At 68.8% G+C, this 18,008-nt stretch carries 17 protein-coding genes and 1 tRNA gene; 14 read left to right on the forward strand and 4 right to left on the reverse strand.

Features of this window, described 5'->3' with window-relative positions:
• Positions 1-22: 22 nt before the first annotated feature.
• Together I2487_RS12240 and sdhC are read right to left on the reverse strand one after the other, a co-directional pair.
• On the reverse strand, positions 23-529 hold the full coding sequence (locus tag I2487_RS12240) for a succinate dehydrogenase hydrophobic membrane anchor subunit (RefSeq protein ID WP_207169618.1): 507 nt from the start codon (positions 527-529) through the stop codon (positions 23-25).
• Positions 530-531: 2 nt separating this feature from the next.
• Positions 532-918, reverse strand: a complete 387-nt coding sequence (gene sdhC / locus I2487_RS12245; protein ID WP_084479674.1) for a succinate dehydrogenase, cytochrome b556 subunit — start codon at positions 916-918, stop codon at positions 532-534.
• Between the two features lie 403 nt (positions 919-1,321).
• Here sdhC and I2487_RS12250 point away from each other — a divergent pair, with 403 nt between their 5' ends.
• The 14 genes from I2487_RS12250 (at position 1,322) to I2487_RS12315 (ending at position 15,424) form a co-directional block, all read left to right on the forward strand.
• Positions 1,322-2,452, forward strand: a complete 1,131-nt coding sequence (locus tag I2487_RS12250; protein ID WP_345941422.1) for a mannose-1-phosphate guanylyltransferase — start codon at positions 1,322-1,324, stop codon at positions 2,450-2,452.
• A 19-nt stretch (positions 2,453-2,471) separates the two neighbouring features.
• Entirely contained in the window at positions 2,472-3,689 is a 1,218-nt protein-coding gene (locus I2487_RS12255; RefSeq protein WP_207169686.1) for an amidohydrolase, read from the forward strand.
• Between the two features lie 81 nt (positions 3,690-3,770).
• The gene (locus I2487_RS12260; RefSeq protein WP_207169617.1) at positions 3,771-4,235 is read left to right on the forward strand and encodes a cytidine deaminase; all 465 of its coding nucleotides are present in this window, start codon (positions 3,771-3,773) and stop codon (positions 4,233-4,235) included.
• Complete coding sequence (locus I2487_RS12265) at positions 4,232-5,581, forward strand: thymidine phosphorylase (RefSeq protein ID WP_255546329.1); 1,350 nt, start codon at positions 4,232-4,234, stop codon at positions 5,579-5,581. The genes I2487_RS12260 and I2487_RS12265 overlap by 4 nt, the downstream gene beginning before the upstream one ends.
• 10 nt (positions 5,582-5,591) lie before the next feature.
• Positions 5,592-6,401: a DedA family protein gene (locus I2487_RS12270; protein ID WP_207169616.1), complete on the forward strand. Its 810-nt coding sequence runs from the start codon at positions 5,592-5,594 to the stop codon at positions 6,399-6,401.
• Positions 6,402-6,460: 59 nt separating this feature from the next.
• Complete coding sequence (locus I2487_RS12275; protein ID WP_207169615.1) at positions 6,461-7,612, forward strand: adenosine deaminase; 1,152 nt, start codon at positions 6,461-6,463, stop codon at positions 7,610-7,612.
• Positions 7,609-8,412, forward strand: a complete 804-nt coding sequence (locus tag I2487_RS12280; protein WP_345941423.1) for a MazG nucleotide pyrophosphohydrolase domain-containing protein — start codon at positions 7,609-7,611, stop codon at positions 8,410-8,412. Before I2487_RS12275 ends, I2487_RS12280 begins: the two co-directional genes overlap by 4 nt.
• A gap of 102 nt (positions 8,413-8,514) precedes the next feature.
• Positions 8,515-9,795, forward strand: a complete 1,281-nt coding sequence (gene eno / locus I2487_RS12285) for a phosphopyruvate hydratase (RefSeq protein ID WP_207169614.1) — start codon at positions 8,515-8,517, stop codon at positions 9,793-9,795.
• A gap of 225 nt (positions 9,796-10,020) precedes the next feature.
• Positions 10,021-10,590, forward strand: coding sequence for an FtsB family cell division protein (locus I2487_RS12290; RefSeq protein WP_207169613.1), 570 nt, complete (start codon positions 10,021-10,023; stop codon positions 10,588-10,590).
• A gap of 27 nt (positions 10,591-10,617) precedes the next feature.
• Positions 10,618-11,313, forward strand: a complete 696-nt coding sequence (locus I2487_RS12295; RefSeq protein WP_218624110.1) for a DUF501 domain-containing protein — start codon at positions 10,618-10,620, stop codon at positions 11,311-11,313.
• 76 nt (positions 11,314-11,389) lie between these two features.
• Positions 11,390-12,373 carry a Ppx/GppA phosphatase family protein gene (locus tag I2487_RS12300; RefSeq protein WP_207169611.1) on the forward strand — a complete coding sequence of 328 codons (984 nt, stop codon included), beginning with the start codon at positions 11,390-11,392 and terminating at the stop codon, positions 12,371-12,373.
• Positions 12,370-13,827, forward strand: a complete 1,458-nt coding sequence (locus tag I2487_RS12305; RefSeq protein WP_255546330.1) for a S8 family peptidase — start codon at positions 12,370-12,372, stop codon at positions 13,825-13,827. Before I2487_RS12300 ends, I2487_RS12305 begins: the two co-directional genes overlap by 4 nt.
• 72 nt (positions 13,828-13,899) lie before the next feature.
• On the forward strand, positions 13,900-15,291 hold the full coding sequence (locus tag I2487_RS12310) for an NAD(P)/FAD-dependent oxidoreductase (RefSeq protein WP_207169610.1): 1,392 nt from the start codon (positions 13,900-13,902) through the stop codon (positions 15,289-15,291).
• Between the two features lie 59 nt (positions 15,292-15,350).
• A tRNA-Leu gene (locus I2487_RS12315) sits at positions 15,351-15,424 on the forward strand.
• A 107-nt stretch (positions 15,425-15,531) separates the two neighbouring features.
• On the opposite strand, the gene I2487_RS12320 is transcribed toward I2487_RS12315, so the two are convergent.
• Entirely contained in the window at positions 15,532-16,557 is a 1,026-nt protein-coding gene (locus I2487_RS12320) for a hypothetical protein (protein WP_207169609.1), read from the reverse strand.
• A gap of 411 nt (positions 16,558-16,968) precedes the next feature.
• Entirely contained in the window at positions 16,969-18,003 is a 1,035-nt protein-coding gene (locus tag I2487_RS12325) for a LacI family DNA-binding transcriptional regulator (RefSeq protein WP_207169608.1), read from the reverse strand.
• Positions 18,004-18,008 lie beyond the last annotated feature (5 nt).

Consider the following 18,008-nt stretch of genomic DNA (forward strand, 5'->3'; position numbering starts at 1 on the left):
ACCGGGTCATCCCCGGCGGGCATCAGACGTTCTGGCAGAAGGAGGGTGAGGACTCGAGCAGCTGGCCGGAGCCATCGAGCAGGCAGGGCTCGAAGGTGAAGATGACCATGGTGCCCAGCACGATGATCACGATCACCGAGAGGTACAGGATGGACTTCAGCCACATCCGCGTGGAGTCCTTCTCCGCGTAGTCGTTGATGATCGTGCGCATGCCGTTGCCGCCATGCAGCATCGCCAGCCAGAGCATCGTCAGGTCCCAGAACTGCCAGACCGGGTTCGCCCACTTGCCGGCCACGAAGCCGAAGTCGATCTGGTGGATGCCCTCACCCACCAGCAGGTTCACCGTGAGGTGAACGAAGATCAGGACGACCAGGGCGGCGCCGGAGACGCGCATGAAGACCCAGGCCGCCATCTCGAAGCTGCCGGACTTCGAGGAGCCGCTGCGCAGGTACTTCGGATCGATCCGCCCCGAGCGGGGGGCCTCGATGCCCTGGGCGGGCAGGAGGGCGTCAGATTTTGTGGTGGTCATTTTCAGAACCCTCCCCAGCCGTCAAGGAACAGCATCAAGTGGCGGACGGTGAAGCCGATCATGGTGATGACCCAGAGGCCCATCACGGTCCACAGCATCTGGCGGTGGTAGCGGGTGCCCTGGGACCAGAAGTCCACCAGGATGATCCGCAGGCCGTTGAACGCGTGGAAGACGATCGCGCCGACCAGGCCGATCTCACCGACGATCATGATCGGGTTCTTATACGCGCCGATCACCGCGTCATAGGCCTCTGGCGAGACTCGCACGAGAGATGTGTCGAGTACGTGGACCAGGAGGAAGAAGAAGATCCCGACACCTGTGATTCGGTGTCCTACCCAGGACCACATACCTTCCCGGCCCTTATAGAGGGTGCCTTTTGTCTGCGTCACCTGTTGTTACCTCCCTGCATCGTTGCATGGCGTTCCGCGCCGCACAGTTACGTACGTTTCTACTTCGCTGCGGCGGTGCGGAATCCGTGACGCCGGCGCGAGTCTGTTGTCAGATACCAGACTAGAGCACCGCGGGGGCCGATGCGGCTCGTGGTGCCTGCCGGGAGGCATTGTTGCGCCGCCGGGCAGGGACCTGATCCAGGCTCGGCGGCGAAATGACAGTCCGCGCCAAATGACTTCTACAGCGTGTAGAAAAGTCGCAATGTGGGGACGCAATTCCGAAATGGCGCGGCGGTCCGCCGGAGTGGACTCTGTGAGCGTCCTGAAGTGGCTCGCGGGCCGGTGCGCCGCGCGCGCTGCGCGGGTGATCGGGTCGGGCGGCGGATGGGTCTACCCTGGTGAAGTGACTTCACAGGCAGCCTTGGACAAGTTCTATACCGTGATCCCCGCCGGCGGGGTGGGCACGCGGCTCTGGCCGCTCTCCCGAGCCAGCGCCCCGAAATTCCTTCACGACCTCACCGGCTCCGGCACCACCCTGATCCGTGGCACCTATGAGCGGCTCGCCCCATTGACCGGCCGACGCGTGATGGTGGTCACCGGCGAGTCCCACCGCGAGGCTGTGCGGGTACAGATCCCCGAGCTCGATGCCAGCGACCTCGTGCTGGAGTCCGAGCCCAAGGATTCGGCGGCCGCCATCGGCCTGGCCGCCGCCATCCTGCACCGACGTGACCCCGAGATCATCATGGGCTCCTTCGCCGCCGACCAGGTCATCGCCCCGGTGGAGATCTTCCAGGAGGCGGTGCGCGAGGCCGTGGCCACGGCCTCGACCGGCAAGATCGTCACCATCGGCATCGCGCCGACCCACCCCTCCATGGGCTTCGGCTACATCCGCCGCGGCGCCCCGCTGCAGTTCGATGGCGCACCGATCGAGGGCGCCCCGAATGCACGGGAGGTCGCAGAGTTCGTCGAGAAGCCGGGCCAGGAGCTCGCCGAGCAGTACGTCGCCTCCGGGGAGTACCTCTGGAACGCTGGCATGTTCGTGGCCCCGGTCGCGCTGCTGCTGGAGCACCTGGCGCGCGCAGAGCCGGTGCTGCATGCGGGGCTCACCGAGATTGCGGCCGCCTGGGGAACCCCCGAGCAGGCTGAGGTCACCGCGCGGGTCTGGCCCGAGCTTCCCAAGATCGCCATCGACTACGCGGTGGCCGAGCCCGCCGCGGCCGCCGGGGACGTCGCCGTGATTCCCGGGAACTTCACCTGGGACGACGTCGGAGACTTCGCCGCGATCGCCCGGCTGAACCCGGCGCGCGAGCAGGAGTCGATGACCGTGCTGGGGGAGAAGGCCCGGGTGTACTCGGACCAGTCCTCCGGCGTCGTCGTCTCGGACACCCAGCGGGTGGTCGCGCTGATCGGGGTCGAGAACATCGTGGTGGTCGACACCCCGGATGCGCTGCTGGTCACCACCACCGATCACGCACAGTCGGTGAAGCAGGCCGTCGAGGCGCTGAGGGCACAGGGAGAATCCGATGTCCTCTGAGCCGGATCGCCCCGCGGTGATGCTCAAGGCCGCCCATGCCTCGGCCGCCGAGGTGGTCGAGGACCTGGAGGCCACGCTCATCGAGATGCGCCGGGACCTTCACGCCCACCCGGAGCTCTCCTGGAAGGAAGAGCGCACCACGGAGCGGCTCGCCGCCGCCCTGCGCGCGGCCGGGCTGGAGCCGGAGCTCATGCCCGAGACCACCGGGCTCTACGTGGACATCGGCGCCGGGGAGTTCGCCGCCGGCTTCCGCGGGGACATCGACGCGCTGCCGGTGAGCGAGCTCACCGAGCTGCCCTTCGCCTCCACCCACTCAGGCGTCACCCATGCCTGCGGCCACGACATCCACACCACGATCGCGCTCGGAGTCGCACTGAGCCTCCAGCGGCTGCACCAGCAGCGAATCACCGACGGCGACCCGGCGGGCCTGGGTGCCAGGGTCCGGGTGATCTTCCAGCCGGCCGAGGAGACCATGCCTGGAGGCGCCCTGGAGATGGTGCGCCAGAACGTGCTCGCACCGCTGCCCCGGATCTTCGCGCTGCACTGCGACCCGCGCATCGAGGTCGGACTGATCGGGACCCGCATCGGGGCCATCACTTCCGCCGCCGACGTGGTGCGGATCAATGTCACCGGACGCGGCGGACACACCTCCCGGCCGCACCTGACCGAGGACATGGTCTCCGCCCTGGCCCACATCGCCTCCACGGTCCCGGCGGTGCTCTCCCGCAGGGTGGACGTGCGCTCCGCGGTCTCGCTGGTCTGGGGCCAGATCGAGGCCGGCAGCGCGCACAACGCCATCCCCGCCCACGGCACACTGGTCGGGACCATGCGGATCCTCGACGCCGACGCCTGGCGCGACGCCGGGGCGCTGCTGGATGAGATCGTTGAGCAGGTCGCCGCCCCATGGGGCGTGGATGTGGAGCTCGAGCACATCCGCGGGGTGCCCCCGGTGATCAACAACGAGCGCGAGACCGCCCTGCTGGAGCGTGCAGGCCGAGAGGTGCTCGGTTCCGAGGGCCTGGAGCTGGCCCCGCAGTCCATGGGCGGGGAGGACTTCGCCTGGATGACCCAGGAGCTTCCCGGCGCGATGTTCCGGCTCGGGACCAAGACCCCGGGCGGCATCGACTTCGACCTGCACCGCGGAGACTACGTCCCCGACGAGCGGTGCATCGGCTACGGCACCAAGATCATGGTGACCACGGCACTCGGAGCGATCAACGAGCTTCGCCGGAAGTAGCGCCCACCGGCCGGGGCCCGACGCGCCTGCCGCCGGGAGATTGGCACCCGGGCCCCTCCGTGTCCTCGTAGGATGTCCCCTATGACTCAGGACGATGACTTTCTGACCGGACGCATCGCACGGATCCCCGCGCCGGACCACGCCGCCGACTGGGAGCGCCTCACCACTCAGGCCAGGATCGCGATGACCCGGGCCTACGTGCCCTATTCGGACTATCCGGTGGGCGCTGCGGCGCTGCTCGAGGACGGAACGGTCATCTCCGGCTGCAATGTGGAGAACGCCTCCTATGGGCTCACCCTCTGCGCCGAGTGCACCATGATCGGTGCCCTGCAGATGTCCGGCGGCGGAAAGATCGTGGCATTCACCTGCGTCAACCGGCAGGGCGAATACATCACGCCCTGCGGACGCTGCCGGCAGCTGCTGCTGGAGTTCTCCGCCCCCACCATGCACGTGCGCACCGCGCGGGGCACCACCACACTGGACGCGCTGCTGCCGGAATCTTTCGGTCCCCGCGATCTTGAGACCAACGACTTGGAGATGCGATGACCGCTGCCGGTATGACCTATGACCGCTCGGCCCACGATGCCGTGGAGCTGATCCGGCTCAAGCGTGACCACGGACGGCTCTCCCAGGACCAGATCCAATGGATCATCGCCGCCTACACGGATGGGTTCGTCGGCGATGAGCAGATGTCGGCGCTGGCCATGGCGATCCTGCTCAACGGGATGACCCGGCAGGAGATCGGGCACTGGACCGCCGCGATGATCGCCTCGGGCGAGCGGATGGACTTCTCCTCGCTGCGCACACCCGAGGGCACGCGTCGGCTCACCGCCGATAAGCACTCCACCGGGGGAGTCGGCGACAAGATCACGCTCCCGCTGGCCCCGCTGGTCGCCAGCTTCGGCGTGCCCGTCCCGCAGCTCTCCGGCCGCGGACTCGGCCACACCGGTGGAACCCTGGACAAGCTCGAAGCCATCGCCGGCTGGCAGGCGGATCTGAGCAATGAGGCTCTGCTGCGTCAGCTCGACGAGGTCAACGCCGTGATCTGCGCGGCGGGCCCAGGGCTGGCCCCGGCGGACAAGAAGCTCTACGCGCTGCGCGACGTCACCGGCACGGTGGAGGCGATCCCGCTGATCGCCTCCTCGATCATGTCCAAGAAGATCGCCGAGGGCACCGACGCCCTGGTGCTCGATGTGAAGGCCGGCTCGGGTGCGTTCATGAAGTCCCGCGCCGAGGCCGAGGAGCTGGCCCGCACCATGGTCGCGCTGGGCACCGATGCCGGCGTGAAGACCTCCGCGCTGCTCACCGACATGGACACCCCGCTGGGGCTCACCGCAGGCAACGCCATCGAGATCGAAGAGTCGGTGGAGGTGCTCGCCGGAGGTGGGCCCGGCGACGTCGTCGAGCTCACCGTGGCGCTGGCGCAGGAGATGCTCACCGCCGTGGGCATCACCGGGGTGGACCCGGCGGAGAACCTGCGCAACGGACGCGCGATGGATTCCTGGCGCCGGATGATCTCCGCACAGAGCGGCGACCCCGATGCGGCCCTGCCGCAGGCGGTGCACAGTCACACGATCCACGCCGGGGTCTCCGGCACCGTCACCCGGATGGACGCGATGGCCGTGGGGCTCGCCGCCTGGCGGCTCGGCGCCGGCCGGGCGCGGAAGCAGGACTCCGTCCAGGCCGGGGCCGGGGTGCGGATGCACGCCAAGCCCGGGGACCGCATCACCGAAGGCCAGCCGCTGTTCACCCTGCTCACCGATGACGAGCACCGGATCGCCCGGGCGCAGCAGTCGCTGGAGCGCGCCGTGGACGTCGACGTCGAGTCCGGTCCGCACGAGACGCCCGATCTGGTCTTCGGCCGCATCAGCGCGGCAGACCTGACCGACTGAGGCCGCGCGGATGCGCCCCGGGGAGCTCCTCGACGTCATCAACCAGACCATCCTGGAGGCCGCTTCCGGATGGTGGACTCTGGTGGGCCTGTTCGTGCTCTGCGTGGTCGACGGGTTCTTCCCGGTGGTGCCCTCAGACTCGCTGGTGGTCGGGCTGGGCTCGCTCGCCGATGAGCCCGGCACCCCGTTCCTGCTCTGGGTGATCCTGGTGGCCGCCTCCGGAGCCCTGCTCGGAGACTTCATCGCCTACCGGATCGGTCGCGCGATCGGCCCGATGCGCTTCGGCTGGATGCGCCGCCCCACCCCCCAGCGCACCCTGATCTGGGCGCGCCATGAGCTGGACAAGCGTGGAGTGCTGCTGATCTTCGTGGGCCGGTTCATCCCCGGAGCACGGGTGGCGATCAACTTCGTCGCCGGCACCACCGGGTTCTCGCTCCGCAGGTTCCTGGTGATCGATGCGATCGCCTCGCTGGTCTGGGCCTCCTACTCGGTGGGGATCGGCGCGATCAGCGCGAACATCTTCGACTCGGTGCTGGTGGCGATGACGGTCTCGATCTCCGGCGCGGTGCTGCTGGGCTGGATCTTCGACCGGCTCTTCCGGCTGCTGACCCGCTGGCTGGACCGCAAGGGCGTCCACCTGGACCCCGAGGGCTACTTCGACACCGCGGCGCTGCCCGTGGAGCCCCCGCTGCGGCTGCACCGCGACCGGGAGGACCATGACCGCGACCATGACGAGGGTCAGGACAGCGACCATGACCGGGGCCGTGACGGGGGTCAGGACGAGGACCGCGACGCCGACCAGGAGCATCCCCGCCGCTGAGCTGCCCGCCCAAGACCGCCCGGGCGACTTCCGTCCGCGTCCTCGATAGACTCGGCGTCATGACTTCTACCGCCGCTGATCTCCGCACCGCCGCCGCCAAGCTCGAAGAGCAGCTGCGCAACCTGCCCAAGGTCTCCCTGCACGATCACCTCGACGGCTCGCTGCGCCCAGCGACGTTGATCGAGCTGGCCGCCGAGATCGGCCACGACCTGCCCAGCCAGGACGCCGAGGAGCTCGCCGAGCGCTTCCGGCAGAACGCGAACTCCGGCTCGCTGGAGAAGTACCTGGAGGCCTTCGCGCACACCACCGCCGTGATGCAGACCGCGCCGAACCTGCGCCGGGTCGCGAAGGAGTACGTTGAAGACCTGGCCGCGGACGGCGTCGTCTACTCCGAGGTCCGCTGGGCCCCCGAGCAGCACCAGACGCAGGGCCTGAGCCTGGATGAGGCCGTCGAAGCGGTCCAGGAGGGGCTGAACCAGGGCATGGAGACCGTCGCCGAGCAGGACGGCGTCATCGTCGTCGGCCAGCTGGTCTCCGCGATGCGCCAGTCCGACCGTGCCGATGAGATCGTCGAGGTCGCGCTGCGTCACCGGGACAAGGGTGTGGTCGGCTTCGACATCGCCGGGCCCGAGGCGGGCTTCCCGCCCAGCCGCTTCGCCGACGCCTTCACCCGGCTCGCGACCGAGATGCTTCCCACCACGGTCCACGCCGGCGAGGGCGACGGCATCGAGTCCGTGCGCGACGCGCTGGTCTCGGGCCGCGCGCAGCGCCTGGGCCACGGCGTCCGCGTCGCCGAGGACATCAGCGTGATCGAGGGCGAGTCCGACTCCGAGGCCGGAGAAGAGGTCTTCCAGGTCGAGCTCGGCCCGGTGGCCCGCTGGGTCCGCGACCGCCAGGTCCACCTCGAGGTCAGCCCCACCTCCAACCTGCAGACCGGCGCCATCGCCGGCTTCGCCGAGGGCGAGTCGCCGGAGCTCAGCGATCACCCCTTCGACATGCTCTACCAGCTGGGCTTCAACGTCGGGGTCAACACCGATAACCGCCTGGTCTCCGGGGTGACCCTCTCCGGAGAGCTCGCGCTGATCGCCAGCACCTTCGACTACGGCCTGGGTGAGCTCGCCGATTTCCAGATCAACGCGCTGGAGTCCTCCTTCCTGGGTCACGAGGAGCGCGAGGCACTGGCCGGCATGATCCTCGAAGCCTGGCAGTGAGCCCCAGTCCCAGCGATGAGTCCGGCAGCGACGCGTCCGGGCCCCGCAGCGACGCGTCCGGCACCGGCCGCAGCGACCAGCCTGAGCCCGGTGACCGGTCCGAGCCTCGCCCCGCGGCGGAGGACCAGATCGCGATGCTTCGCTGGGTCATCGCCCGGCTGCGCGAACACTGCCCCTGGACCTCCCAGCTGACCCACGAGGATCTCACCGAGTACCTCGTGGAGGAGGCCTACGAGGTGCTCGAGGAGATCGAGGCCGGCAGCCTCGGCGAGGGCCTGCGCAAGGAGATGGGGGACCTGCTGTTCCAGATCGCGCTGCATGCCCAGCTGGCCCAGGAGCGCGGCAGCTTCGACCTCGACGGGGTGGCCCAGGCGATCACCGCGAAGCTGGTCCGGCGCAGCCCGCATGTCTTCACCGCGGAGGGCCGCCTGGACGTGGACCCCCACGCGAGCATCGAGCAGGTCGAAGCCGCCTGGACCCGGATCAAGGCCCAGGAGAAGGCTCTCGAGGACCAGACGCCGGCAGGCGCAGCACCAGCGGCACCGGTCCAGGGCGGCGGCCTCACCGCCGTCGTCGACTCGCTGCCGGTGCACCTGCCAGCACTGGCCAGGGCCGCGAAACTCATCGACCGGCTCGGTCGGGAGCCCGATGAACATCTCCCCAACTCTGAATCGGCCACGCTGGCGGCGGCTGACGAGGCGGAGCTCGGTGAACTACTGTTTGCTGTGGTGCGGACCGCACGCGCGAACGGCCAGGACCCGGAGCGAGCGCTGCGCAGCCACCTGAACCGCATGGCCTGAGCGAGAAGCTCAACAGCTCGATCCCCAAGGCACCGGCGCAAGGGCGCGCTCGGCACATCCGAAAAGTTTCCCACTGAATGAACAACAAGGAGCCGACAGAATATGTCTCTTATCGTCAGCGTGTACGGCCGCGAAATCCTCGACTCACGAGGCAACCCGACCGTGGAGGTCGATGTCCTGCTCGAGGACGGCAGCTTCGGCCAGGCCGCAGTCCCCTCCGGCGCCTCTACCGGTGCCTTCGAAGCGGCCGAACGCCGCGACGGTGACAAGGACCGTTACCTCGGCAAGGGCGTCACCGCCGCCGTGGGCGCCGTGAACGACGTCATCGCCGCCGCGCTGGAAGGACAGGACGCCACCGAGCAGCGGATCATCGACCAGATCCTGCTGGACCTCGACGGCACCGAGAACAAGAGCTCGCTCGGCGCCAACGCGATTCTCGGCGTCTCCCTGGCAGTGGCCAAGGCCGCCGCCGACGCCTCGGATCTGCCGCTGTACAATTACCTCGGCGGCCCCAACGCGCACCTGCTGCCCGTGCCGATGATGAACATCCTCAACGGCGGCTCCCACGCGGACTCCAACGTCGACATCCAGGAGTTTATGATCGCCCCGATCGGCGCGGCCACCTTCTCCGAGGCGCTGCGCTCGGGCGTGGAGGTCTACCACTCGTTGAAGGCGCTGCTGAAGGAGAAGGGTCTGGCCACCGGGCTGGGCGACGAGGGCGGCTTCGCGCCGAGCCTGTCCTCCAACCGAGAAGCACTGGACCTGATCACCGAGGCGATCCAGCGCGCCGGCTACACCCCCGGCAAGGACATCGCGCTGGCCCTGGACGTGGCGGCCACCGAGTTCTACTCCGACGGCGCCTACACCTTCGAAGGTGAGTCCAAGACCCCCGAGCAGATGAGCGCCTACTACGGCGAGCTCGTCGACGCCTACCCGCTGGTCTCCATCGAGGACCCGCTGGACGAGGACGACTGGGCCGGCTGGAAGACCCTCACCGAACAGATCGGTCACAAGGTGCAGCTGGTCGGCGACGACCTCTTCGTCACCAACCCGGATCGCCTCGCCAAGGGCATCGCCGCAGACACGGCGAACTCGCTGCTGGTGAAGGTCAACCAGATCGGTTCGCTCACCGAGACCCTCGACGCGGTCTCGCTGGCTCAGCGCAGCCGCTACACCACGATGATCTCCCACCGCTCCGGGGAGACCGAGGACACCACCATCGCTGACATCGCGGTGGCGACCAACTCGGGACAGATCAAGACCGGTGCCCCGGCTCGCTCCGAGCGCGTGGCCAAGTACAACCAGCTGCTGCGCATCGAAGAGGAGCTCGGCGACGCCGCGCGCTACGCCGGAGCCTCGGTGTTCCCGCGCTTCACCGCGTAGCCCGCACTGCTCCTCGGCATCGCTGAGGCCCGAACACGACGGGGCGCCTGGCCCTGGGTCCTGGTTCCGACCAGAGCCCCGAGGCCCAGGCGCCCCGTCGTGTTCCGGATCATCCTCCCGCGCCCGAGCCGCTCGCGTGTCAGATCCGAGCCCCGAGGCGCGCTGCCGATATCCTGGGAGACCACGCCTACCTCTCTGCTTCCCCCTTCAAGGCGGTGACAACTCTTGCCCAACAGACGTGCCTCGTCAGCCGAGGCCAAAGCGCGCGCGGCACAGGCGCGTCGACTCGCCGAACGCGAGCAGGTCTCCGGTGAGATCCGGACCCCCGCAGACATCACCGCCCGCCGCAAGACACGCTCCACAGCCTCCGCCGGGTCGGTGAAGACCCCGGTCAGCGCTGCCACGACGGTCCCCGAGCGGACCTTTCCGGGTCGGATGATCCTGTTGAGCATCGTGGTGCTGGTCGTGATCTCCTTCCTGGTCCCCACCGTGAACAGCTTCTTCCAGCAGCGCTCGGAACTGAACGAGCTGGAGTCTCAGATCGCCGCTGAGCAGCAGGAACAGGCCGAGCTGCAGTCGGAGCTGGTGCGCTGGGACGATCCGGACTTCGTCCGCCAGCAGGCCCGGGAGCGGATCAACCTGGTCATGCCGGGGGAGCGCCGCTACCAGGTCATGGGTGAGCCCGGAGCGAGCACCGAGGACATCGAGCAGCTGGACTCCACCGAGGTCCGCCACGACCTTCCCTGGGCCGAGGCGCTCTGGGACTCCCTGGTCCGCTCCGCCGCAGAGGACTGAGCCGACCCGCCGCAGACCGCTCCGCCGCTGCCCGGGCCGACCCGCCGCGGCGGTGGAGTAAACTCGGCTCCCGTGAACTCGACTACCCCGCACCCCAGCGATCTGGACACCCTGAGCCTGCAGCTGAGCAGGCCAGTGCGCGACGTCGTCGAGATCCCCGCCCGCTGCACCTGCGGAAACCCCCTGGTGGCAGCCACGGCGCCACGGCTGAGCAACGGGATTCCGTTCCCGACCACCTTCTATCTGACCCATCCGGCTGCCACCGCCGCCGTCTCCCGGCTCGAGGCCTCAGGGCTCATGGCCGAGATGAGTCAGCGCCTGAGCACCGACGCCGACCTCGCCGCAGCCCACCGGGCAGCTCACGAGAACTACCTTGCCGAGCGGGAACGGCTGCGCAGAGTCGCCGGACTGGACCCGGTCTGGGAGATCGAGGGGATCAGCGCGGGCGGGATGCCTGATCGGGTCAAGTGTCTGCATGTGCTCGTCGGGCACTCGCTGGCGGTCGGCCCCGGCATCAACCCGCTCGGTGATGAGGCGTTGGAACGCATCGCCGAGGAGTTCACCCCGCAGATCTGCATCTGTGCCACCTCCTGGGATCACGAGGCTGCGGTCCCGCAGCGTGATCTGAGCCGACACGTGCGCCGCAGGAACCAGGGATTCGCCCGCACACAGGACGCGGACGCGCAGGACCGGGTCTCGCAGGACCCCGAAGAGACCGCATAGAGTGCTGGCAAGGACCCCCGCGGTTCGGCCAGCCCGTCGACCGCTCACCCATACCGGCGAGGAGAAGGACACCCCCATGAGAGTTGCTGCCATCGACTGCGGAACCAACTCCATCCGGCTGCTGATCGCCGATGTCGAGGCCAGCGGCCGGGTCAAGGATGTGGTGCGGCAGATGACCGTGGTCCGCCTGGGGGAGGGCGTGGACGAGACCGGGGAGTTCTCCGCCGGCGCCCTGGAACGCACCTTCGCGGCGGTAGACAGCTACGGGGCACTCATCCGCAGGCACCACGTGGAGGCGGTGCGCTTCGTCGCCACCTCGGCCTCCCGCGACGTGACCAACCGGGACGAATTCGTCGCCGGGGTCAAGCACCGGCTCGGCGTGGAGCCCGAGGTCATCCGCGGCAGCGAGGAGGCCGGTCTGTCCTTCGCCGGCGCCGCCTCGGTGCTGGACTGGGACGCCGAGCGCAAGATCCTGGTCGTCGATCTCGGCGGAGGCTCCACCGAGTTCGTGCTCGGCACCTCGGCCGGGGTCGAGCACGCCATCTCCACCGACATGGGCTGCGTGCGCTTCACCGAGCGTCATATGCGCAGCGACCCGCCCACCGACACCGAGACCTCGATGACCAGCTTCGAGACGCTCTCCTTCTTGGAGAACGTCTCCGAGGTGATGCCGCTGCACGAGACCGAGGTGGTCATCGGGGTGGCCGGCACCGTCACCACCGTGGCGGCCCACGCGCTGAAGCTCGAGGACTACGAGCCGGACCTGATCCACGGCGCCGAGATCGACCTGGACACCCTGCACCAGTCGGTGGAGCAGCTGGTGCACTCGACCCGTGACGTGCGGGCCCAGATGCCGATCATGCACCCCGGACGGATCGACGTGATCGGCGCCGGCGCGCTGATCTGGGGCACGATCCTGGACTACCTGAACAAGGTCACCCACGGGCGGATCGTCTCAGCGGTCGCCTCCGAGCACGACATCCTCGACGGCATCGCGATGTCCCTGGCGCACTCTCAGGCGCGCGCTCCCTCCGCGGCTTCAGCGGAGCCCCGGGGATGACAGCCGGTTCCCGTGCCCTCGGTGCTGCACTCGCCCTCGGCCTGGGGCTCAGCGGCATGATCCTGACCGCTCCGGCCTCCCACGCCGATCAGTGGCGCGACCAGCAGTACTGGCTCGAGGACTACGGCATCACCGAGGCCTGGGAGACCACCCGCGGGGAGGGCATGACCATCGCCGTGATCGACACCGGGGTGGACTCCGGGCACCCCACCCTCTCTGGCGCCGTGGTCGGCGGCACCGACGTCTCGGGCGCCGGCGACGGCGGAGCCCCGGTGGATCAGGTCGCCACCGAGCACGGCACGCTGGTGGCGTCCCTGGCGGCCGGCCGCGGCGCCTCTATAGAGGCTGAGGCCGTCGCCAGACTGGTGGACGAGGACTTCGAGGACCTCGACGCAGAGGAATGGGAAGACTGGTGGGAGGTCTTCGAGGCCTCGCTCGAGGGCATCTATGGCGAGGACTGGCAGGACGAGGTCGACGCCGATGCGCTGGAGGAGTTCGAAGAGACCCGCACGGCGCCCCGTGAGCTGACCCAGGACGAGGACCTCGACGACGGCGTGATCGGCGTCGCTCCGGAGGCCTCCCTGCTCTCGGTCTCGCTGCTGCTCCAGGACCCCAACCCCTACGGCGGTGGCACCGAGGAACAGATCGCCGAGGCCGTGACCTGGGCCGTGGACAACGGCGCCGATATCATCAACATGTCCCTGGGCTCAGGCTTCCAGGAATGGCCCGAGGCCTGGGATGAGGCCTTCCTCTACGCCGAGGAGAACGACGTGCTCGTCGTCGCAGCCTCCGGCAACCGTGCCTCCGGACACCTCTCGGTCGGTGCCCCCGCCACCATCCCGGGGGTGCTCGCCGTGGCCGGGGTCGATGAGTCCCGTCAGATCAGCGCGGACTCCTCCTCCCAGGGCATCGCGATCGGCATCGCCGCCGCCTCCGAACCTCTGGTCGGAGCAATGCCGGGGGACGCCTACATGCAATGGAACGGCACCTCAGGCGCCTCTCCCATCGTCGCCGGAGCCGCCGCCCTGGTCTGGGCCGCCAACCCGGAGCTCAGCGCCCAGGAGGTCAAGCACCGGATGCTCTCCACCGCAGACTCCGAGGGGGCCGAGGGAGTGGACCCGGAGTATGGACATGGAGTCCTCGACGTGGCCGAGGCGGTCTCCGGCGACGTCCCGGCCTTCGAGGCGGCCCAGTATCCGACCCTGGCCGAATGGGTGCGCGTGCATCGCCGGGGCGAGGTCGAGCCGACCGAGACCAACGAGATCCCGGAGGACGCCGGCGTCGTGGCCGGACCCGACGGTGAGCCGCGCGCGATGCCGGAGCCGGGGCAGCCCAGCACCGCGCAGGACTGGGCCGGGCCCGTGGCGGTCGGTGCCGCCGCGATGCTGGTGGCGGCGGTGCTGACCATGGCCGTGATCCACTATCGTCTGGTCCGCCGCCAGGACCACAGCTGAGCGACGCGCCCGGCCGCTGCGGCCTGAGCTGACCTCACCACCCACCATCGAGCTACGTATATGATGAGGCATATGGCTATTCCACAGACGCTTTCTGCGAAACCTCGTGTCCTCATCGTCGGCGGCGGCTATGTCGGTCTCACCACCGCACAGCTGCTTCAGAAGAAGGTGAAGGCCGCCGGCGGGATCGTGACCGTCGTCGACCCGATGCCGTACATGACCTACCAGCCGTTCCTTCCCGAGGTCGTCGGCGGCCACATCGAGGCCCGCCACGCGGTCGTCTCCCACCGCCGCCACCTCAAGGACTCCGAGATCATCACGGGCAAGGTCACCGCCGTGGATCACGACGGCCGCACCGCCACCGTGGAGCTCTCCCAGGGCGAGACCGTCGAGCTGCCGTACCAGGACATCGTCATGGCCGCCGGTGCGACCACCAAGACCTTCCCGATCGAGGGTCTTGCCGAGCACGGCATCGGTCTGAAGACCATCGAAGAGGCGCTGACTCTGCGCAACCACATCCTGGAGCGCATCGAGGCCGCCTCGGTGATGACCGATGAGGTGGCAAAGTCCCGCGCCCTGACCTTCACCGTGGTCGGCGGCGGCTTCGCCGGCATCGAGACCGTCGCCGAGATGGAAGACATCATCCGTGCGGCCGTGGCCGTGAACCCGCGCATCGGGCAGACCGATGTGCGCATCGTCATGGTCGAGGCCATGGGCCGGGTCATGCCCGAGGTCACCGAGGATCAGGCGATCGGCGTCGTGGAGCACCTGCGCGGCCGCGGCATCGAGGTCCTGCTCAACACTTCGCTGGGCTCCGTGGTGGACGGCGAGATGCGCCTGGTCAACATGAAGGACAAGTCCGAGGCCGATCGCTTCGAATCCGACACTCTGGTCTGGACCGCCGGCGTCGCGGCCAACGTCGTCGCCAAGAAGTCCGGCTTCCCGGTGGATCCGCGCGGCCGGGTCACCGGTGCCGCCACGCTGCAGATCGCCGACGAAGACGGCAAGGTCCTGCAGAACGCCTGGACCGCCGGTGACATCTCCGCGATCCCCGACCTCAGCGGCGGCGGCCTGCCCGACGGCACCTGCGTGCCCAACGCGCAGCACGCCTCCCGCCAGGCCAAGGTGCTGGCGAAGAACCTGCTGGCCGCGAGCTACGGCCAGGGGCAGCTCAACGAGTACAAGCACGATTCCCTCGGCGCTGTCGCCGGTCTGGGCATGTTCCAGGGCGTCGGCAACCCGCTGAAGGTCAAGATCAGCGGATTCCCCGCCTGGATGGCCCACCGCGGCTACCACGCCCTGGCGATCCCCACCGTGGAGCGCAAGGTGCGCGTGATCGGCGGCTGGGTCAACGAGCTGGTGCTGGGCCGGGACTACACCCCGGTGCGCGATCTCGAGAGCCCCTACCGGCAGTTCCAGGAAGCTGCCGGAGGCGTGAAGTCCAAGGAAGCCGCGAAGGGCTGACCCTGAGTCATCCTTGACGGAGCACGAGAAGGCGGGCTGTCCCTGACAGCCCGCCTTCTGCCCCTATAGCCCAATCGGCAGAGGCAACCGACTTAAAATCGGTCCAGTGTGGGTTCGAGTCCCACTGGGGGCACCTTGCTGCGGAGTTCATCGATGCTGGCGCGCTCCCTCGGATCACCCGGGCCCCAGACCGTGTAGCCGGACGCCGCCACCCGCGGTGCGAGGCTGCCGGAGCCTCACTCAGGCGCAGAGCCCACTCTCACCCACGCCACGGGAACAGAGCAGGGTATGCTCCACCCGGGTGAGCTCGTATCCTTCTTCGGCCTGAGCCACGTGCACGAAGAGGCGCTGGCCGGCCACCGAGTCATCCAGGGCGCCGGTCACATCGATCCGGTAGAAGTCTTCGTCGAAATCCGCCGGTTCGCTCACCAGCACCCATGAGGGCCCCATCTCGGAGTCCAACCCCGGCTCCTGGCGGCTCTCGGTGGCGCGGACGCCCACCGACTCTGCGATCTCGTTCGGGTCCTGGGCTGGGGACACCTCGGCGAAGTCCTCGCTGACCTCCGTGGTCTCGCCGAACCAGTAGAGTCCGCCGTCCTGCGCCGAGCGATGGAGCCACCCGTAGCCGTCGGCGAGCTCGAGCTCGCTCCAGAAGCCCTCATCCTCCGCGGCGCCGTCCGGCGTCTGTTCCTGGTCGTCCTCGGAGTCCTCGACGAGGTCACGCCCATCGGTTTCGCTGGGGTGGTGCCGGTCTCGACCGCCCAGGTTCACGGCATCGAGTGATTCGAGCTCCGCCGTGACCTCGCTTGACCGGGTGGGTTCTACATAGACCGGGATTGGATCCTTCGAGGGGTCGAGCCCGGCCACCCCGACCTCCTCGCCCTCGCCAGCGGCGGAGAACATCTCGGCATCCTCTCCGTGGAGATCCTCATCGAAGTCATCAGCCGCGAGCCGTTCCACACCGCCCGGCGGGAGTCCGCTGCCAGGACCCCGCCGATCCTCGGATTCGGCATCCTCGGCACTCTCTGGATCCTCGTCGGTCTCAGACGCTGAGTCATCGTGCGCCTGCTGCTCGGATGAGTCCCCGTCCTCAACCGGGGCCGAGGAGTCTCCTGAGGGGCCTGAGGTCTCCGACGTCTCCGGAGCAGAGCTGGGGGAAAGTTCCGATGAGGTCGACTCGGAGCTGCTGCAGCTCACCAGCGCCAGAGCTGCCAGGGAAGCCACCGCCGAGAGCGAAGCGGTCTGAGGTGCGGTTCTGTGTCTCATGTGTCTCCCGTGAAGATTTTTTCTTCTGTCCCACGGTACACAACAGGGCCCGGCGGGACGGGGAGTCAGCGACGGCCCACTCCGCCGGCGTCTCGCAGATCCACCGTGGTCAGGGAGCCGTCGCGTCAGTTCAGCTCGTTCTGGATCTTGCCGCAGAGCAGAGCGACGGCCCTCTCGGGTGCTGGCCGTCTGAGTCCCGTCGGTGGATGCTCGGTTCGACCTCGCCGTCCTCGCTGGTCGCGCAGACGCAGCCCGTCATGCCTCACAGTAATCCCTGCCACATTGCCGGGTCCTGGTTCTTCGCGTCCGACCACGCCGATCGGCTGAACGCGCTGATACTCGGTGTGCGAGGTCCCAGGACGCTTTTGTGAACGTTCACGTTGAGTTTCGGAGTCGGTTGCTCGCCCCGGTTCAGCGTTGGACCTCGGATGGCTCCGGCTCCGGCGCGGGACCGGTGGATTCGCGCAGGATCAGTCGACTCACCGGGATCGTTGAATCCGGTGCCGGCTCGTTGCGGACCAGGGCGATGAGCCGCTCCATGGCCGAGCGGCCCTGCGACCTCTGATCCACCGCGACGGTGGACAGTGCTGGAACGGCGTAGCGCGCGGTCGGCAGGTCGTCCCAGCCGGTGATGCTCAGCCGCCTGGGGACCGGCCACCCCCGGTCGTGGGCCGCGCGGAGCGCACCCAGTGCGAGGTAGTCGTTGGCCGCTATCACCGCGGTTACCCCGGAGTCCTCCTCGAGGCCGCTGACCGCTGCGTAGCCGGACTCGAGGGTCCAGTCGCCGCCCCGGATACCATGGGAGTCAAGCCCCAGGTCCTCGATGCTGCGCAGGTACTCTTCGCGTCGGGCCCGCGCCGAGGACCAGTCCTGAGGTCCCTGGATGTGCAGGAAGCGGCGGTGCCCCATTCCTGCGAGGGTCTCGATGATCTCGCGCAGCGCGGAGGCGTCGGCCAGCGGGCCGATGCCGCGCAGTCGGTCATCGTACTGGTCGAGGATCGCGAGCGCCGTAGTGCCTGGGCCGCGGGGCTGCTCACTCATGCCGGGCAGCGCGCCCAGGGCAAGGACGCCCTCGAGGCGTCCGGAGTCCAGCAGCTCCTGGGTGCGCTTGGCGCGATCCTGTGCGGGCCCCTCGATCACCGAGATCTCCATGAAGTAGCCGCTCTGCCGGGCGAGCTCGGCGGCCGCGGCGAGGGTGGGTGTCGGCATCGCCGTGACCGGGGAGGGCAGGATCGCGGCCAGGATCCCGGTCTCCCGGGTGCGCATGGATCGCGCGATCATGTTCGGGCGGTAGTTCAGCTCCTGGATCGCCGCCTCGACCCGTTCGATGGTGGCCGGCTTGAACGGCCCCTTATTGTGCAGAAACCGCGAGACGGTCTGGTGCGAGACCCCGGCCAGGGCGGCCACCTCGTGCAGGGTGGCGGCGCGCGGGGGTGTGCTGGCCATGTGCT

This window comes from Nesterenkonia sp. E16_10 (assembly GCF_017347085.1).
Lineage (GTDB): Bacteria > Actinomycetota > Actinomycetes > Actinomycetales > Micrococcaceae > Nesterenkonia.